The organism is Methanobacteriaceae archaeon, assembly GCA_030656015.1.
GTDB lineage: Archaea > Methanobacteriota > Methanobacteria > Methanobacteriales > Methanobacteriaceae > UBA349.
Genome location: JAUSNX010000001.1, coordinates 1 through 18,336 on the forward strand (window position 1 = coordinate 1; position 18,336 = coordinate 18,336).

Genomic DNA, 18,336 nt, shown 5'->3' on the forward strand with positions numbered 1-18,336 from the left:
AGCAAATTCTAAACCTTCAGGCACCACATAGGTCATAACCACATTTTTAGCAGTGTCTGGTCCATGGTTACCCACTTTCAGCGTGTAAATTACAGTTTCACCAACTACGGGGTTGGTTTTATTGGGCGTTATGGTCAGATAAAGACTGGATTTAGGATTGATAATTACTTCCGTGTTTACGGCTTGTGCGTCAGTGGTGGCCGTGATGTGTGCTATTCCTGCGGTTTCATCAGCGGTTAGTATGGCAGTGGCGATTCCTCCCGTGGTTTCTTTGTCTATGATTTTAGATCCTATACTCCCTTTGTCTGTATTGAAGGTTACCGGACTTCCATCAGGTATATGTCCTGTTAGTGGATCCAATTGAGTAATAGTAGTTCCATTAAACAGATTATTGAAACTGGCCGTAATTTGACTGGTTTCTCCATTGTTGATAATTGTTGGATTAGCCGCGATAGTCAGGTAAAGCCATGGATTGTAATCTACAGTACCACCAATTAGAGTAGCAAAATCCGGGGTATTAGAACCCCACCAATTATACTGGGCGTCAAAGAGACCATCAAAATTGTATATGGTAGTTTGAGAATTATTAACTATTCTATTAAAGTTTGCAGTTACGATACCAAAGGCATTGAAGATTCCACCACCTCGATTAAATCCACCTGCACCGGTTGAAAGGACATTATTTTGAATAGTAGATTGAGTAACTATAACATTACCCTCGAAATTGTAGATTCCACCACCACTACCAAATCCAAAGTCACCGGTTGAAAGGACATTATTTTGAATAGTAGATTGATTAACTGTCACAGTACCAAAGGCATTGAAGATTCCACCACCACTACCAAATCCAAAGTCACCGGTTGAAAGGACATTATTTTGAATAGTAGATTGAGTAAGTGTCACACTACCCCGGGAATTGTAGATTCCTCCACCGTAACTAGTTCCACCGTTACCGGTTGAAAGGACATTATTTTGAATAGTAGATTGAGTAAGTGTCACAGTACCCCAGAGATTACTGATTCCCCCACCAGTACTAAATCCATAGTCATCACTCGTTACATTTCCATTTTGTATGGTGAAATTGGTGATATTCACTGTTCCCGTGGTTATGGTGATTGGTCGGCCTGTATTGGTTCCGTCGATGATTGTTCCGCTTTGGCTTTGTCCAATTAGGTTCACATTTTTATTGATGGTTATGTGTTCATTGTAAGTTCCATCAGCCACATTCACTGTTCCACTGTCATCTACAGTGTTGGTTCCGTTTTGTATGGTTGCTTTGGGACCAATTGTTCCACCCATAGGTGTTGCGCTGGTACCATCCCAGGAATCGTTTCCTGATGATCCATTAACGTAGATGTTACTAGCTGCATTAGTAGTAGATATGGTTGTTAATGCTACAAAAAGCATTAAAGTCATGATTAGGATGATTTGGTAGTTGAATTTTATAGTTTTTGTTTTCAACTTTTTTCACCTCCTTTATGCTTATTTTTTTTGATAAAATAAATTATCAAAATTAAAATTATTATTCAAAATTTAAATAAATTTAATTTACTTAATTATGAATTTAAAGGAGGTGAAATGAGTTTAATAAAAAAATAAAAATTATAATTTCCCCTGTATATTTTATAGTATTAACAATTATTATAATTTTCTATTAAAAAAAGACATATCACATATTCAAATTAAAGAAAAAAAGAAAAAAAGAAAAAAAAGGGTTTATTATTTTTTACTACTTACCATCCCACCTATTACCATGAATAAGGCCAATATTAGGGCCATTAATGGCATTCCTGTGTGTTGCATAGGCACAGTTTCACCATTCACCGTACTGGAAGCTGATACCACAATATCTGCACTTGTAACCTGGCTATCAGTGGCTGCGGTCACTAGAGCAGTTCCAGATTCTGTGGCACGTAAAATGGCCGTGGCTACACCACCACTGGTGTATTTAGTAATTGATTTACTACCAACTTCCCCTAGATTGGTGGTAAACAGTACTGGGGTTCCATCAGGTATGTGGCCTAGTGCAGGGTTTAGCGATGTCACCATGTTGCCATCATAGAGATAGTTAAAACTGGCTATTAAAGAGACCTGGTCTCCTTTATTGACCTTGACCTGAGTAGGATTCAATTTCATGTAGATCCATGGAGTGTAGTCAATATTTCCAAAAACCAGATTGGCAAAATTGGGATTATTTGATCCCCACCAGTTGTATTGAGCATCCACTAATTCCGGAGTCATTTCAGGTCCTGATTGTTTTGTTTCTTGTTGGCTAAGTTCTTGATAGACCGTGTAAGGAGTATTTCCCACAAATCGGTTGAAATTGATTTTATTGGAGGGGATTCCATTGTTATCATTGATTTCAGATTTTAAAAAATCACCACTAGTGATGTGTATGGCACTGTTCACATTGTTGATAAAAGTATTTCCCACAATCTGGTAGGTACCATAGTAGTTGAATATAGCACCCCCTCCACTGTAGTGTTCTAGATCAGATAAGGCCTGATTGTGTGTAAAGGTACTGCCTTTTACAGTTAATTTACCCATCTTATTGAAGATAGCACCACCTGCATCAGCTTTGTTGCCAGTGAAGACGCAGTTTATGACATTAAGTGTAGTATGAGTAAATAAAGCACCCCCACCATCACCCACAGCCTCGTTATTAATAAAGGCACAGTTTTGCACGGTTAAAGTAGCATCACTGGATATAGCTCCCCCCGAGTTACTGAGCTTACCATTCTTAAAGGTAATGTCCTTAATAACTACGGTTAGGTCATAATCAATATCAAATATCTGTGAGTTACCTAATGCATCAATGATGGTTGAATCTTTACCAGCACCCTGTAGGGTCAGGTTTTTGGAAATTTTTATATTTACGTCCTTACTGTCTCCTGGCCCGGATTTATTATAAGTACCTGCTGCTAAGGTTACCACACCATTTTCTGCCACATTATGAATACCCACATTAATGGTTTGGACCGCCGTTTCCGGGGTAGCCCCATCATTGGCATCATTACCATCGGGAGATACATATATCTGATTTGATTGTGGCGTGGCAGAAACTGCTCCAGAAAGAATAATGGCCATGATGAAAACAAAAGCCATGAGTATTATTTTTCTTTTCACTTTTTCACCTCCATTTACAATTAATTAAAAATTAATTCAAATATTAATCCAATAATCCCATTTAGTTACAGTGATCGTCATTTATGAGATTATCAAATTATTTAGAGGAGAAAAATTTTAACTTAAAATAAAAACTAGTTAATTTCCCCCCATAGGATGTTAAAAGCCATCCAGTGAATAACTATTATGTTAAAGTAATACTTTATATTTTTCTATTTAAAAATTGATTATTTATGACTATTAATTATATTAATTTTAAATAAAATAAATAAATTATTTTTTCATAAAAGAAAGCTCCACACAATATGGTTCCAGATTTAAGGCCGCTTTTTTAAGTATTTCAATATCATAATTTCTTTCAATATTCAAAATATATTCTGGAACTTTTTGAGGAATTAAAACTTTATAGGCCTTAGCAGATTCCATAATTTTAAAATCAGAATTATTAAAGGCCACAATGGCCTGGAACCAGATAGAAGTGTCAACTCCTTTCCTTTCCATAAATTTTTTTAACTCCAGAGTATTTCTAATAACCTGATGTGCGGGATTCTTTTTTATTTTATTGAACTTATTGTTTCTATGATAATACCATTGATTTCCTTTAATCAAGTATTTGCCAGAGTAATTTTTGGTCTCAATCACAAATATTCCATTGGGCTCATCCTTTGCCTTTGAGTTCATTCTGGGAAATAAATGACTGGGCATATATGAGTAGGACCACTCCTATAAAGACAAATATTAAAAATAGAACATTCCTGAGAAATAAGGTAAGTAAAAATCCTAGAATAGATACTAATCCACCTATAATTTGAAAATTGCGACCTTTATCCTTATTTTCAAAGTATTGATTACTCATATCCTCAGTAAATGTATTTCCCGTAGCTATACTTTCCCTTTCATGAGGAGCGTAGTATTCTTCCAGATCTTCTACTTGTATTAGGGCCTGGCCACATTCACAAGTTGAGAATTCCTCTCCAGGTTCTACTTCGTAGTAGTGGTCGCATTGAGGGCAGATTAGGTAGTTCATGGTGTTATTCCATTTTATGATTATTTTATTTATTCTAATTAATTAATTATGTAATAAATTATTTTTAAGATCATTAAAAGTTTCCCATTAATAAAAATGCTTTAATGGATTTTATTATTATTCCCATCCCGATTCCACAGATTAATCCTGTTAAAAATCTTAAGTTATTATTACTCAGCCGCATATTAATTAGCTGAGTAAAACCATCTATAAATGTTGGAATAATCATTAAAATTCCTATAAAAATTAAATAAACCCTATAATCAATATAAAAGAAATATGCATAGGTGAAATATAAAAAAGAACCCAAATATATTCCTGTGCATCTAGAACAAACTGGAAAATATGTATTTCTGATTTTAAAAGTCCTTTCAGGTATTCGATGGCATAAATATTTGAAAACCGAATCATTTTCTGACCGTTTTTTATTCAATTACATCACCATCATTTCAAGTTAAGATAAAAATGGATTCCACCATTAATAAAAAAAGAAAAAAAAGGTTTTTAAGTTGTTCGGAAGCTGTTAATAATTGTGTTCATATCACTATCAATGGCAGCTAATGAACTAGTTGTAAACAGCAATTTGTAATATTTACCATTTTTTACAAAAATTATATTTGATTGATATCCAGAATTACCACTATTAGAATAGGAACTGTCAACCCGATAACCATCAACACCATCAATTTGGATACTTTTCTGGTCAACGACTACATTTGAGCTGTAAGGATTATTAACTACAATATCTTTCCAATATTCTAAATTTTCATCACTTTCTTCTACATATACACTTAAGAGACTATAATCTCCGGCGTCTGTTTCTAAAGATGCTACTCGATCTGCTGATTCTTCTTCTGGAGTATATTCATTCCAATTATTAGGGTATTGAAAAGATATTCCTCCACCATTGAAAGTTTGTAAGGATGAAGATGTACTGGAACTAGTGGAAGGTGAACTTGTTGTGGATGTAGAAGTAGAATCTGTAGTTGCATCAGGTGCCATCATTCCACTAATTACCACTAATAAAATTACTCCAATACAACAAAGTCCTACAATACCAATTAAAGCTTTTACACCATTATTTTGTCTTTTAAACCAGTTTTTTTGTTCAGGTTCATGTTCTGAAACTTTATAAACATTTTTTAAAACTCTTAATTCAGATCCACAATTTTTACAAAATTTTGATCCATCTTCATTTTCATGTCCACAATTCGAGCATGTTCTAGTCATATTAACTCTCCCCCTAATTTTAAACTAAATTTTGTTCTACCAATCCTTTTATTAATACATGTATTCTCACCAATGTTTATTCGGTCTCCTTCATCATTTACGTATTGATTAACTGTACACTCCAATTAATTGACCCCCTCAAATTATTATTCTTTTTCTAATTATAGTGCATCTATAATATCATTTAATATTTACTATTTAATTATATAGAAAAACTATATTAGTATAGTAAATAATAGAATTGTATATACTAATATAAACAGGGATGAAATAAATGAGTTTTTCTAAAGAATATCCAGATAAATTTGAAATAAGATACAGTTGTTTTACTATTACACTATTCAATACCGTAATCTTTGAAGATAATAAAATACTATTTAATAGCTTTTATTCCAAGAACGAGTCTTTTCCAGACCATAAACAATGGAAAAAATTCTGGGAAAAACTAGACCAATTTGATATCTGGAGCTGGGAGAAAAGCTATATTAATTTCAATATTATAGATGGCTGTGCCTGGTCCATTGACCTAACACATAATAATAAAAAAATCAAATCAAGTGGATCCAATGCCTGGCCAGAGAACTTTAAGGAATTTATTCGGGCCCTGGAGGATTTAACAAGTTTTGATATAACTGAAAAAGTAGAAGAACCCCCTTTTGATTGGAGGGAGGATATTGTCTGAAAGGCCATTATGGTATGGAAAACGGTTGAGTGAAATGACTGAAGATGCCAGGTAAGAAGTTCACTGCATTTGTTTCATCGAAATTAAAATCCAATATAAATATAAAAGAAGTTTAGTTATCTATTATTCAGATGTTAAAGAATTTATGATACATGATTATTTGACTTGATGTGAATGAAAATTAATTTAAAGGGATATAAACTTCTTCATCCTCCTTTGGTGTTATATCAATTTTTTCTATTTTTATATTTCTTTTCTTGCAAACCCATTCTAATGCACGGTCTCCTTCAACACATAATACAACCATTTCAATATCTTGAGGATTAAATTCTCGCTCAAACATATCATAACCAGCAATAACTTGACCAATAACGAATCGGTTAAGCTTCTTTTTAGTTTCTATTAATTGGACTGACTTATTAGAAACCCTATTTTTAAAATCATGATATGAGAACAGTTTTTTGCTATATATTTCATTTTTAGAGTTACTATTTTTTATGTTAATTGCATCTATCCTTCTTATTTTTGATTTTTTAGGCCATTTTCCATATGCGCTGTTTCCGACTGGAACTTCTAAAAAGAAAATTCCGGGATTATTTAAAGAATAATTAAATATTAATTTTTCTTCAAATGTTGCAGGTTCCCATTTTGCTCTTAAAACCGCCATAACTTTCCCTCAATAGGAATAAAATATAATTAAGAAGAATTCGTTTTATAAGACTGGCCTACCAGGTAGATTAAATAATTCAAATCATCACCAGGTTGAATTTTTAATTCATAATCACCATTTCCATAATGGCCAATATTTGAAACATCTCGGCTCAATTCTTTAGGATCATCAAGAGTTCCTTGACGCATATTAATCCAAATTTTAAGATAGTTTTTAATAAAATGAATATCCAGCACATTTCTACTGGCTTTAAATGCAATATAGAATTTTTTAGGGTCGATTTCCAAGGATTCAAATTCAGATAACTTTTCTTTTAGTTCTTCATATAATTCAACAAGTTCAGGAGCTGTTCCAGACAGATGATCTTCCTCAGAATACTTTTTAACTTCCATTTCAACCGTTTCAATAACTTTATTTTTCGGACTAACCGTTTTTATGGAATTATTGGTTTCAGGGGATTTAATTTGATTATATAATATAGTTTCATTATCGTACTTGGTAGATTCCCATAATTCAAAGGCCATATCTTTGAATTCTATTGCTTTACGCTGATAAGTGGTAAATTGCGGAGCTACAAATATAACTCTTGACTGGGACCAGTCCACATCATTTCGACGCAGGTTTGTATCCATGCGCTCGTTGTACTCCAGTATAAATTCGGCCTTGTTATTTAGCAGAAGTGCCAGATAGGCATATCCCTGATCAATAACACTGAAATTGGCTCCACGTTTGTATTCAATTATTACAAATGAATTGGACTCATTATCAAAGGCCAAAGTATCAATTCTCAGGTTATTTAATTGGAACTCTGATTTAACTAGCTTCAGGCCGAATATTTCATCAAGATTCTCTTCAGTGAGGTTTTGCAAGTCTCTTTCCAGTTTGAAGTCAAGTTTTCTGACTTTTTCCAGTTTATTGTTATTGATAGAGAATAATGGCATGTTAATAAATAAATCAACACAGTTTATAATAATTTCTTTTTGATTAATCTAAAATCGAAATAATTTTTAAATTAATTTTCTATTATAGTAAATTTCTATAAATTCTATATTTGCCAAGTAATTGTGTAGAAAAAATTAAAAACTTTTTTATACATCAAAGTAATTAATTATTTTATGAAAGATTTACCCACCCTTCAAGATTTATTTAATAACGCTGTTTTTAAGATACCTGATTATCAGAGAGGTTACTCGTGGGAAAATCAGCAAAGAGAGGATTTACTGGAAGATTTAGAACTTTTAAACAATAAAGGACATTATACTGGAACTATTGTTTTAAAAGAAAGGGATAGTGTAAAGGGTTTGGGTAAAACTTATACGCGTTTTGATATTGTAGATGGTCAACAAAGATTCACTAGTATTTTGATATTATTGGATACTATAATTAAAGAATTGAAGAAATTAGATGAAGAAGAAAGTTCTGCTGTTGCAGAAGGCATAAATTCCATTTATATAAAGGATAAAGGACCAGATGCAAGTGAAATTTATAAACTTGAGTTAGATAAAGAAAATGATAAGTTTTTCCGAGAGGCTATTATTGAAGGAATGCTTGGAATAAAGAAAACCATAAAATCTCACCATAACTTATCTAATGCAAAATCACAATTTGAAGACTACTTAGCTAAAAAAAATGAATTTGAAGAGGATTATTTAGGTTTTCTTAATTTATTAGTTGATAAATTAACACAATCTCTAATTTTTACGTTATATAAAGTGGAAGATGATGCTGAAGTCGGTGTTATTTTTGAAGTGATGAATGACCGGGGAAAGCCATTATCTGAACTGGAAAAAGTAAAAAACTATCTTATATATCTCACTTCTAAAATCACTGAAGACAGCCATAGCTCTGAAAAAATGGTGGCTGCCATAAATAATAATTGGAAAGCGATACTTGAGAATCTAGATAAATCTAAAATGTCTAAAAACGATGATGAAGACAGATTCTTGAGAATGAACTTTATTATTAACTTTTACTCTGATTTAAAGGTTTATAAAAAGGATGGTAAAAATGTCAGTAAAAATAGTCAGTTGGCCAATGTTTACAAACAGTTGAAGAATTATTTCAAAAATTTAGAACGAAATAATGAATATGAAAAGTGCTATAAAGAGATAGGAGATTATTCTAGTTCTTTAGAGATAACATCATCCCGTTTGCTTGATATAATAAATCCTTATGATTGCCACTCGTTCCAGAGCATAGAAAACAAAGTTTTGAAAGTGGAAATACAATCTATTGTAACAAAAATTAGTCGTATGGATATTAAATCCAATATTCTGGTTTTGATGGTAGCAATTTATGATAGGTTCATTGAAGATCCTAAAAAAATTCTAGAGCTCTTTAATTTATGCGAAAAATTTGCTTTTAGAACATATTATCTAGTTGGGTGGAAACCTCATTCAGGACAAAACCAAATTTACACTATGGCCTGTGACATGTATACTAAACAAGTTAGTTATGAGGAAGTAATTTCTAAATTTAATGAATTATTTGAATACTATTCTCCTAATTCAAGAGTAGAGCGCTATTTCTTTGATATGGAAAACTATTATGATTGGAAAGGCCTTAAATACTTCTTATTTGAATATGAAGTTTCAAAATGCTGGGAAATTTTAAAAAGTGATCCTCAATTAACTTGGACACATCTTATAAAAACCGATCGAAAAGACTCAATTGAACACATATTACCTCAAAGTCTAGATAGAAATGGTAAAAAAGTACCTTACTGGGAACGATTTAATAAAAAGTCCCATGAAGAAAATCTGCATAAATTAGGAAATCTTACCTTAACTTATACTCCTGAAAACTCTAAACTTTCAAATAAAGGATTTGATGAGAAAAAACCTATTTTTAAAGAATCTGATTGGAAGATTAACCAGATAATTGCCCATTCCGGAGAATGGAATGAAAAGGAAATTGAAAAAAGAAGTAAAGAATTATTTGAATTTGCATTGAAGAGATGGAGTTATTGAATATTTTATTGCATCATATAATTTTCTATGATTATTATCTATGAAACAGTCAGCATATTACAGTATTAAGAGGTGGAAAAAATGGTTAATAGTAAAGGAAGTGACTATGCGGGAGTATGGAAAGAGGGTGAAAAATGGAGTTCCCATATAATGATTAAAGGGGAGAATATACACCTTGGAGATTTTAAAATAGAAGAACATGCCGCGATGGCTTACTTAATGGCCAAAGCTGAATCAAAATTAAATAATGAAGATAAAGCAGAAAAAGTTAGTGAATTAGTTAGAGGTGTTAAATTCAAGCAAAATGAACGTGGTTTTTATGTTACAGATCCAGAACTCATAGAGATACTTAAAAAGTTAGTAAATGAGCTGGAACCAAGTCATGGTGAAAATATTAAAATAACCCTTGAAAAGGTTAAAGGTTAATTTCATAAACTAACTATGAGCCTCGGCCCACTCCTCACAAACCACTTTGGCCTGCTCCAATACAATCTCTACAGCCTTTTGAGTCTCTTCAGAAGGATATTTATGCTTTTTAAGTATCCTTTTAACGGCCACTCTCATTTTGGCCTGAACATTTTCTCTTAAGGTCCAGTCAATAGTTATATTAGTTTTAATGGTCGTCACCAGTTCCATGGCAATATTTTTTAACTCATCATCGCCCAGAATTTCTCCAGCTTCTTTATTAACCATTAAAGCATCATAAAAGGCCAGTTCATATTCACTGAGGCCCAAATTATCTCCTCTTTGATCAGCTTCTCTGATTTGTTTGGCTATATCAATAAGGTTCTTAATTATTTCTGCACTGTCAATACTGCGGTTTCTATATTTTATTAAGGCATTATCCAGCATTTCAGCAAATGATCTTCCTTCAACAACATTTTTTCTTGATCTGGTACGTATCTGTTCCTTTAAAAGTTTCTCTAATAATTCTGCGGCCAGGTTCTTCTGAGGCATGGCACTTACTTCTTCTAAAAAGTCATCCGAGAGAATAGAAATATCCTGGTTTTGTATTCCACTACCTTTAAGGTCCTTAGTTCCAGTTAAAGGAATAACACCTTCCGAGGTTATGGCATCAGAAACAATCTGTTTAATGGCCAACTCCATTTCTTCTTTGCTGAGTTTAGGGCCTTCTTCCTCATCATCATTTTTCATTAACTGAGCTTTAACGGCTTTAAAGAATTTTACTTCGTCTCTTATTGCTAAGGCTCTCTCATGGGGAACCGATAAGGCAAAGGATTTTGAGAGTTCATTCACGTTTTTTAAGAACCTATTTTTTCCATCTGATAGTCCCAGAATGTGATCTATACTTCGCAAAAGAATTCTTAATTGTTTAGTGGTATCTGGAGTGAAATATTCATTATAATCGAAGTTATGGAACATGGATTTAACCACGTCGTATTTCTCCAACATTAAACCAACAGCTTTGTCCTGGTCAAAGGCTGGTTTTCCTTTACCTCCACCTACTGTGTAAGCGTGAATGGCTTTTTTTAGTTCTGCGGCAATGCCCAGATAATCGACTATGAGTCCTCCTTCTTTATCAGGATAGACTCTATTAACTCGGGCTATGGCCTGCATTAATCCATGGCCCTGCATTGGTTTATCGATGTACATGGTGTGTAAATTAGGCACATCAAAACCAGTAAGCCACATATCTCTTACAATTACCAGTTTGATTTCCGAATCTGGATCTTTAAATGTTTCACCCAGTTCTTTTCTCCTCTGCTTGTTCCGGATGTGTTTTTGCCATTCTTCACCATCAGCAGCAGAACCAGTCATAACTACCTTTAAAAAACCCTTATCATCGTCTTCACTTTCCCATTCTGGTTTTAATTTGATTATTTCATTGTAGAGGTCTATGCAGATTCTTCTACTCATACCTACAATCATTCCCTTACCATCCTGGGCATCTAATCTGGAAGTGAAGTGATTTACCACATCTTGGGCCATTTCTTTTATTCTTTTTTCACTACCCACTATGGCCTCGGTGCGGGCCCATTTACTCTTGAGTTTTTCCTTTATTTCCGCTTCTTCCCCTTCTGTAATATTATCAAAGTCAGGGTCAATTAAAGCCTTTTTGGCTTCATCCATGTCTAGTTTAATGAGACGGTTCTCATAGTAAATTCGTACCGTGGCCCCATCAGCCACTGATTGTTCTATATCGTATATATCTATGTAATCTCCAAAGACTTGGATGGTATTTTTATCTCCCAGTTCAATAGGAGTTCCTGTAAAACCAATATAAGATGCATTAGGTAGAGCATCCCTCATGTGCCGGGCAAAGCCGTCAATAAATTCGTACTGACTTCTATGTGCTTCATCAGCAATAACCACGATATTAGTACGGTCTGATAACATAGGATATTTAGTATCCTTTTCTGGTAGGAATTTCTGGATGGTAGTGAAGACGATCCCTCCAGAGGCCACTTTCAATAGTTCCTGTAGTTTATCCCTGGAATCAGCCTGCTGTGGTTCCTGTCTTAAAAGATCCTTGGATTTAACGAAAGTCCCAAATAACTGGTCGTCCAGGTCGTTTCTATCAGTTAAAACCACTATGGTGGGGTTGTCCATTTCTAAAACTAATTTGCCTGAATAGAAGGCCATAATCAGACTCTTACCTGAGCCCTGGGTATGCCACACCACTCCACACTTCCTATCTCCATCTGGTAGGGATGCTTCTATGGTGGCATCCACTGCACTATTTACAGCGTGGTACTGGTGGTAAGCAGCCAGTTTTTTCTTTATTTCCTTTTCCCGTTCAAAAATAATGAAGTGTTTTATTAAATCTAAAATAACTTCCTGGTTGAGCATTCCCCGGAGCATGACTTCTAACTGGAAAGTGTCATCGGTTATGGTCTTACCATCAATGGTCTTCCAGGGCATGAAACGTTCCCAGGAACTGGTTAAAGTTCCAGCTTTTGCTTTCATACCATCAGAGGTTATAAGAATTTCATTAAACTGGAATAGGGAAGGAATTTCTGCCTTGTAGGTTTGCAGTTGTTTATAACCCGTTTTAAGGGTGGCCTTCTCATCCGCCGGGTTTTTCAGTTCTATTACTACCAGTGGTAGGCCGTTTATGAATAGAATAATATCTGGCCGGCGGTTGTGATTGTTTTCTATGATGGTGAATTGATTTACCGCCAGAAAGTCGTTATTGGAGGGGTTCTGGGTGTCTAAGAGATAGACTTTATTTCCCCTGATGGTATCGTTTTCCCGGTATTCCACATCTATTCCATTAACCAGTAGCTGGTGAAAGTGGAGATTATTAGATAAGAGATCGTTGGATTTAGATCTTAAAACCTTCTTTACAGCTTCCTCTCTAGCCGATGGTGGGATATTGGGGTTAAGTTTATTTATGGCCGTTCTTAATCTTTGTGTGAGGACTACATCGGAGTAGAGTTCCCTTTCTGGTGAGATGCCGTCTGGCGATAAGTCTGGGCCTGGAATGTAGTTGTAGTTTAGTTCTTTTAGGAGGGAAAGGGTGGCCTGTTCTACCTGGTCTTCGTTTAGCATTTATTTCTCCTCCAAAATGTTAAAAAGACCTTCTTCTATGAAATCTGCAAGTTTATGCATTGATTTATCGCAATTTGTTAGTAAATTTCTATAATGGAGCTTAAAATCTTCATCAGGGTAGGGCTCATCAATTGTGTGAACCACTATTTTACGTAAACGTAACAATTCAAAAAGAGGGTTTACAATAACACCAATATCAGTTTCATCAACATTAAGTGACTTTAAACATTTTTTGAGTTGATAAACGGAACCTACATTTTTTTCATCACATTTTAAATATTTAGCTATTTTTTTAATAGTTTTAGATCTAAGACCTTCAATTAAAATTTGATTAAGAACTGATATTTGATCTTCCCATTCTTTCGTAGAATCAGTGACGACATAATTCAAAAATTTAATATCTTTTGTTGGGGGCATTTTAGGCATTTTCCAAAGTGAATGGATTTCATCACCAAATTTAGCTTGCGGAAAAGTATCAAGAATGTTTTTGAGTGATATTAACGGATCGTACTCAGAATCCCATTTACCCAAAAAATAATGATCATAAGCTCTTTTAGATATTCCTGCTTTAGGTTTTTCATTGAAAGATTTCCAATATTTCTGTTCAGAATAAGGAAGACGAGAAATTTGATACATAAACGCAAAAACTTGGCCTTCTTCATTAATATCAATATAATCAAGTGACCAGCTTCCACGACATTCAATACTCTGGCTATGCACAGTATATTTTTCTGGATCTTGTTTGTATTTTGATAGAACTTCTGGTTTAAAAAATGCGGGGCTAGTTTCATAAGGGTTATCAGATTCAATAAAATAATTTGCTAATTTTTCTGGGTTACTAGACCATTCCACAATTCTATCATTTTTAAAGTCGTTTATTATGAAAGATTCATACTCTCTATCTTCTTTACCCATTAATTGTTTCATCATTTTTTCATCAGAAACTTTATTACGAATAATTTGGAATGCACGCATCCAAGAAAAATTAATTTCATCATCATCCAAGATTTCTATTCTTAGTGAACCATAAATTTCATTTTCAGGGTCTTTAAGTATTAATTCTTGTCTTTTATCATGTTGAGCTTTTTTAAAGTTTTTTGAATACCTCATAATATCAATAAATCGAATTAAAACCGATTTTGAAAGGTACATATAAAAATATAACTCTTCTTTTCTCAAGGTACATAAAGTCAGGTTATCCTTGTCTTCCATAGTAGCAATGTCAATAAAATCTCCTACATCATTAAACTTACAAAAAGCTTTTCTTTTTTCATTCCAACAAATTTCCAGTATATGGCTAATCTTTTGATTGATTTCCAGCTTTTCTGATGTATGATTAAAACATTCTCTTAAGAAAAAAATAGGTGTGGATCCATCAAGTAATTCTGGGTCAGCGGAATCCATTGGTTCACATAAAAATGGAGTTTTTTCCTGATTAGAATAGGAATATCCATAACCATAACCTGAGCTTATCATAAAGCTCCAATTTAGTAGATCCTCAACAAAATTGCCTTTTAATTTTTCTTCAGATACTAATAGGGAATAGAGAAACAAACCTCCGTTCTGTTTGTCCTGAATGTAAATAGGTACCATTCCATCATCAGAATTCAACAAAAAATTAAGAACATCTTCCATTTTAAACCAATTTTCGAGTAATTCTTGATCTTCAGGAATAGAGTCTTTTATTTTTAGATAAGACTTAATATCTTTAATCCTCATTGGATCACCCTTATTTTTCCTGACATTATTTTTGGTAAAAGTGAATCTCTAATTTGGGATAAATTTTCATTTTGTGATTGTAAAGTTTGAATTTGATTAAAAATTGGTTCTAATAATGAATCATAAGATTTCAATACATTTCCATCTGGAATAACAACTTTTAAAGATCTGAATGTTGATTTACTTATTTCTCTAAAAGTAGAACCACTAGCAAGTGAAATAATGTATTCTTTATTCATTTTAATCCAATAATAAAGATAAAATGTGGACAATCTCTCATTAGGAATACAAGTTATAAATCCCTGGTTTGTAGAAGCTTTTATTGTGTTTATTGACAACTCTCCGACAGTTGCTCTACTTGTCATCATTAGCGAATATGGTTGAAATAATCTAGCTGAGCTTTTCTCTAATCCAAGTGAATTTATCCTCTTCTCAGAGTTTGAAATGAACATCTGGCGATTAGCAGTGATATCTCGAGGAGAAAACCATTGTATATCTCCATTTTTCCAATATTCTTCTTTTTTAGTAGATGGAGTTCCCCCACCAGTAGTTTCAATGATAGTTCCAATTTCTTGAACTTCCCAACCCTTTGGTATCTTGCCTAGCTCAGAATCAACCATTTCGCCGCCACTTGACTTGTAAGGTTTTCCTTCTTCATTAGGAAATTCAAAATGGACAAAAAAGTACTTAAAAATGGCCTGACCTATTTCTTCTAAGGTTTGGTTCATTTTTTGGTTGATTTCTATTTTTTTATCTATTGAATAAAATAATTTAGCTATATTTTCCTGTTCCTTTATTGGAGGTAAGTAAAATTCAAACCCAAAAATATCATTTAGAGTTATGCTGGCTTGGTTTGCACTTCCTTGAGCACCTGAAATTAAGTAATTTTGAAAATCTTTGTTTTTTAGCCTGTAAAAAGTATAAATTTGATTTAATAACTCGTTGTTTTTGGTTCTAATCCTTACTGCATTTTGATTTAGAAATGCTCCAGAAGATTTTTTGGGAACTTTCACAACTTTTCCTACTACTGATTCAGGATTAGTAGGCCAAGACCCAACTGTTGCAATCAAAATATCATTTTCATCTAATTTGACATCATCGAATTCTTTACTCTTTTCAATATCTAAGAATACGCAATGCTCCATGTCAATTGAATCCGATGTTAAATCTTTAACTTTAACAACAGGATTTCCAAAATCTTTAAACCATTGAGATTTAAAAGCAAATCCTTTTTTATGAGTTATAAAATTACCTAGAGAGACTAATTCCCATTCTTTAGGTATCAAACCATTTTTGGTTCCCTTGAGATTAAGTTCAGTCATCATTATCCCTTTTTTTAAATTTTTCTTTTGGAAACCATTCAAAAACTTTAATACTTGCTTTATTGTTAGTTTCAAAGTTTAAAAATAATCCAAATTTATATCCTAACTCAGAACGGAAGGCTTTAATTTTATCTTTATCTGAATCGCCGCTATCATTATTAAAAGACTTTTTTACTTCAATTACTAATAAATTAAAATCTTTACCCCTTAGATGTACAATTATATCTGGAAAAACATTTTTTACTTTTTCCTCGTCCTTTTTAATTTCGTCTTTATATGTTTCTTCCCAGTCCATCAGTTTTTTTGGAGACTTGTGACCTCTACGATTATATTCACAATCAACGTTAAATTCAATAAATTCAGATTGTAAATATTCAGCTAATTTATGAGTAATTGATCTTTCATGAGCATTAGAATGTAAAAGAAAACTATCATTCTTTAATAATAATTTAATCGATTTTTCAACCTTATTTTCTATTTCAGAAGGTTTAATTGTATTAAATTTATAACTCATAACCAATTCCCCTAAGATTGGTCTTAATCGCTGCTTCTAACTTATCAGACTCATTGAACTGTTTGAGCAAATCAGAAGTCAATCGTTTCATTTTTTCCTCAAATTCCTCGGGGTCTTCTTCTTCCTCGGCAAATCCCACGTAACGACCAGGAGTCAAAATATATCCATTTTTTTCAATCTCATCTTTTTTAATTGACTTGCAAAATCCCAGAACATCCTCGTAATCCCCGGCTTCATCTTCGCCTCTCCAGGCATGATAAGTATCAGCAATCTGGGCCACATCATCCTTATTCAATTCCCTGTGTGTCCTATCAGCCATAGCCCCTAATTTACGAGCATCAATAAATAAGACTTCCCCTTTTCTATCCCTGAATTTCCCATTTCCTTTATCCTTGGCCAAAAACCACAAACAGGCAGGAATACCAGTATTATAAAATAACTGAGAAGGTAAAGCGACCATACAATCCACCAAATCATCCTCCACAATCTTCTGACGGATTTTACCTTCCACCCCACCAGCACTCATAGACCCATTGGCCAGAACAAACCCGGCCACTCCACTAGGCCCCAGATGATGAATAAAGTGCTGTACCCAGGCAAAGTTGGCGTTTCTTACCGGAGGCATACCATAAGTCCACCGAACATCATCCTGCAGTTGATCGGCCTTCCAGTCCTTGTCATTAAAAGGTGGATTGGCCAGTATATAATCGGCCCGGAGGTCGGGATGTTTATCTTCAATGAAACTGTTTCCCCACTGAATATTGGAGTCTATTCCTCTGATGGCTAAATTTATTTTACATAATCGCCAGGTGGTCTGGTTGGATTCCTGTCCATAGACTGCAATATCATCTAGTTTTCCTTCGTGGGCTTGCACGAATTTTTCACTCTGGACAAACATTCCTCCTGATCCACAGCAGGGGTCGTAAACTCTACCAGAATAAGGTTCAATCATTTCCACCAGAATCTTGACAATGCTCCGGGGAGTGTAAAACTGGCCTCCCTTCTTACCCTCAGCATTAGCAAACTGGCCCAGGAAGTACTCATACACCCGACCCAGAATATCCTTGCTCCGGTTTTCCCTATCTCCCAGACCTATTCCACTAATTAAATCAATGATTCCACCTAAGCTCTGCTTGTCCAGGGCTTCCTTGGCATAGTCTTTAAATAAAACACCTTTAAGATCAGGGTTTTCCTTCTCAATGGCATCCATGGCCGAATCAATTAAAATTCCAATATCTGGCTGTTTGGCCTTGCTCTGTAAGAAGTCCCACCGGGCTTCTTGAGGCACCCAGAACACATTTTGGGCCATGTACTCGTCTTTGTCTTCTGCGTCGGCCAGTCCTTCTGGATCGTTTTTTAGTTCCTGATATACCTCGTCAAAGGCATCTGATATGTATTTGAGAAATATTAGTCCCAGTACTACATGTTTGTATTCAGCAGCATCCATATTGTTCCGTAATTTGTCTGCTGATTGCCAGAGTTTTTGCTCAAATCCCAGATTCGCACCATTGTTAGTTTTAGCCATTTGCACACCGAATAAAATAATAAAATTATAATTAAATTT

At 33.9% G+C, this 18,336-nt stretch carries 17 protein-coding genes; 3 read left to right on the plus strand and 14 right to left on the minus strand.

Annotated elements, in window-relative coordinates; genetic code table 11:
- The 7 genes from Q7I96_00005 to Q7I96_00035 form a co-directional block, all read right to left on the minus strand.
- Window positions 1–1,461 (minus strand): hypothetical protein (locus Q7I96_00005; protein ID MDO9625990.1); only part of this gene is annotated, 1,461 nt, incomplete at its 3' end.
- Between the two features lie 258 nt (window positions 1,462–1,719).
- Window positions 1,720–3,126 (minus strand): hypothetical protein, encoded by a 1,407-nt coding sequence (locus Q7I96_00010; protein ID MDO9625991.1) that lies wholly within the window; start codon window positions 3,124–3,126, stop codon window positions 1,720–1,722.
- Window positions 3,127–3,399: 273 nt separating this feature from the next.
- On the minus strand, window positions 3,400–3,807 hold the full coding sequence (locus Q7I96_00015) for a nuclease-related domain-containing protein (protein MDO9625992.1): 408 nt from the start codon (window positions 3,805–3,807) through the stop codon (window positions 3,400–3,402).
- Window positions 3,785–4,153 (minus strand): hypothetical protein, encoded by a 369-nt coding sequence (locus Q7I96_00020; protein ID MDO9625993.1) that lies wholly within the window; start codon window positions 4,151–4,153, stop codon window positions 3,785–3,787. The genes Q7I96_00015 and Q7I96_00020 overlap by 23 nt, the downstream gene beginning before the upstream one ends.
- Window positions 4,154–4,226: 73 nt before the next feature.
- The gene (locus Q7I96_00025) at window positions 4,227–4,586 is read right to left on the minus strand and encodes a DUF2085 domain-containing protein (protein MDO9625994.1); all 360 of its coding nucleotides are present in this window, start codon (window positions 4,584–4,586) and stop codon (window positions 4,227–4,229) included.
- Window positions 4,587–4,657: 71 nt separating this feature from the next.
- A complete protein-coding gene (locus Q7I96_00030; protein ID MDO9625995.1) occupies window positions 4,658–5,383 on the minus strand; it encodes a PsbP-related protein in 726 nt (241 codons plus the stop codon).
- Window positions 5,380–5,508, minus strand: coding sequence for a hypothetical protein (locus Q7I96_00035; GenBank protein MDO9625996.1), 129 nt, complete (start codon window positions 5,506–5,508; stop codon window positions 5,380–5,382). The genes Q7I96_00030 and Q7I96_00035 overlap by 4 nt, the downstream gene beginning before the upstream one ends.
- A gap of 149 nt (window positions 5,509–5,657) precedes the next feature.
- Between Q7I96_00035 and Q7I96_00040 the strand changes: the two genes are divergently transcribed.
- Window positions 5,658–6,065 carry a hypothetical protein gene (locus Q7I96_00040; protein ID MDO9625997.1) on the plus strand — a complete coding sequence of 136 codons (408 nt, stop codon included), beginning with the start codon at window positions 5,658–5,660 and terminating at the stop codon, window positions 6,063–6,065.
- Between the two features lie 181 nt (window positions 6,066–6,246).
- Here Q7I96_00040 and Q7I96_00045 read toward each other — a convergent pair whose 3' ends face one another.
- Complete coding sequence (locus Q7I96_00045; GenBank protein ID MDO9625998.1) at window positions 6,247–6,732, minus strand: hypothetical protein; 486 nt, start codon at window positions 6,730–6,732, stop codon at window positions 6,247–6,249.
- Window positions 6,733–6,761: 29 nt separating this feature from the next.
- Window positions 6,762–7,676 carry a DUF5655 domain-containing protein gene (locus tag Q7I96_00050; protein ID MDO9625999.1) on the minus strand — a complete coding sequence of 305 codons (915 nt, stop codon included), beginning with the start codon at window positions 7,674–7,676 and terminating at the stop codon, window positions 6,762–6,764.
- A gap of 174 nt (window positions 7,677–7,850) precedes the next feature.
- Between Q7I96_00050 and Q7I96_00055 the strand changes: the two genes are divergently transcribed.
- A complete protein-coding gene (locus tag Q7I96_00055) occupies window positions 7,851–9,704 on the plus strand; it encodes a DUF262 domain-containing HNH endonuclease family protein (GenBank protein ID MDO9626000.1) in 1,854 nt (617 codons plus the stop codon).
- 81 nt (window positions 9,705–9,785) lie between these two features.
- Window positions 9,786–10,130, plus strand: a complete 345-nt coding sequence (locus tag Q7I96_00060) for a hypothetical protein (protein MDO9626001.1) — start codon at window positions 9,786–9,788, stop codon at window positions 10,128–10,130.
- 9 nt (window positions 10,131–10,139) lie between these two features.
- Here the strand turns inward: Q7I96_00060 and Q7I96_00065 are convergent, their stop codons facing one another.
- The 5 genes from Q7I96_00065 to Q7I96_00085 are packed head-to-tail and all read right to left on the minus strand — an operon-like array spanning window position 10,140 to window position 18,297.
- Complete coding sequence (locus Q7I96_00065) at window positions 10,140–13,217, minus strand: type I restriction endonuclease subunit R (GenBank protein MDO9626002.1); 3,078 nt, start codon at window positions 13,215–13,217, stop codon at window positions 10,140–10,142.
- The gene (locus tag Q7I96_00070; GenBank protein ID MDO9626003.1) at window positions 13,218–14,936 is read right to left on the minus strand and encodes a hypothetical protein; all 1,719 of its coding nucleotides are present in this window, start codon (window positions 14,934–14,936) and stop codon (window positions 13,218–13,220) included.
- Window positions 14,933–16,258: a restriction endonuclease subunit S gene (locus Q7I96_00075; GenBank protein ID MDO9626004.1), complete on the minus strand. Its 1,326-nt coding sequence runs from the start codon at window positions 16,256–16,258 to the stop codon at window positions 14,933–14,935. The genes Q7I96_00070 and Q7I96_00075 overlap by 4 nt, the downstream gene beginning before the upstream one ends.
- Window positions 16,251–16,772, minus strand: a complete 522-nt coding sequence (locus Q7I96_00080) for a hypothetical protein (GenBank protein ID MDO9626005.1) — start codon at window positions 16,770–16,772, stop codon at window positions 16,251–16,253. The genes Q7I96_00075 and Q7I96_00080 overlap by 8 nt, the downstream gene beginning before the upstream one ends.
- Complete coding sequence (locus Q7I96_00085) at window positions 16,762–18,297, minus strand: class I SAM-dependent DNA methyltransferase (protein ID MDO9626006.1); 1,536 nt, start codon at window positions 18,295–18,297, stop codon at window positions 16,762–16,764. Before Q7I96_00085 ends, Q7I96_00080 begins: the two co-directional genes overlap by 11 nt.
- Between the last annotated feature and the right edge of the window lie 39 nt (window positions 18,298–18,336).

Excerpts from the sequence above, each read along its gene's own strand:
- Q7I96_00030 (MDO9625995.1), bottom strand. The coding sequence starts at position 5,383 with ATGACTAGAACATGCTCGAATTGTGGACATGAAAATGAAGATGGATCA.
- Q7I96_00065 (MDO9626002.1), bottom strand. The coding sequence starts at position 13,217 with ATGCTAAACGAAGACCAGGTAGAACAGGCCACCCTTTCCCTCCTAAAA.
- Q7I96_00050 (MDO9625999.1), bottom strand. The coding sequence starts at position 7,676 with ATGCCATTATTCTCTATCAATAACAATAAACTGGAAAAAGTCAGAAAA.
- Q7I96_00070 (MDO9626003.1), bottom strand. The coding sequence starts at position 14,936 with ATGAGGATTAAAGATATTAAGTCTTATCTAAAAATAAAAGACTCTATT.
- Q7I96_00055 (MDO9626000.1), top strand. The coding sequence starts at position 7,851 with ATGAAAGATTTACCCACCCTTCAAGATTTATTTAATAACGCTGTTTTT.
- Q7I96_00080 (MDO9626005.1), bottom strand. The coding sequence starts at position 16,772 with ATGAGTTATAAATTTAATACAATTAAACCTTCTGAAATAGAAAATAAG.
- Q7I96_00040 (MDO9625997.1), top strand. The coding sequence starts at position 5,658 with ATGAGTTTTTCTAAAGAATATCCAGATAAATTTGAAATAAGATACAGT.
- Q7I96_00060 (MDO9626001.1), top strand. The coding sequence starts at position 9,786 with ATGGTTAATAGTAAAGGAAGTGACTATGCGGGAGTATGGAAAGAGGGT.
- Q7I96_00015 (MDO9625992.1), bottom strand. The coding sequence starts at position 3,807 with ATGAACTCAAAGGCAAAGGATGAGCCCAATGGAATATTTGTGATTGAG.
- Q7I96_00085 (MDO9626006.1), bottom strand. The coding sequence starts at position 18,297 with ATGGCTAAAACTAACAATGGTGCGAATCTGGGATTTGAGCAAAAACTC.
- Q7I96_00045 (MDO9625998.1), bottom strand. The coding sequence starts at position 6,732 with ATGGCGGTTTTAAGAGCAAAATGGGAACCTGCAACATTTGAAGAAAAA.
- Q7I96_00020 (MDO9625993.1), bottom strand. The coding sequence starts at position 4,153 with ATGAACTACCTAATCTGCCCTCAATGCGACCACTACTACGAAGTAGAA.
- Q7I96_00075 (MDO9626004.1), bottom strand. The coding sequence starts at position 16,258 with ATGACTGAACTTAATCTCAAGGGAACCAAAAATGGTTTGATACCTAAA.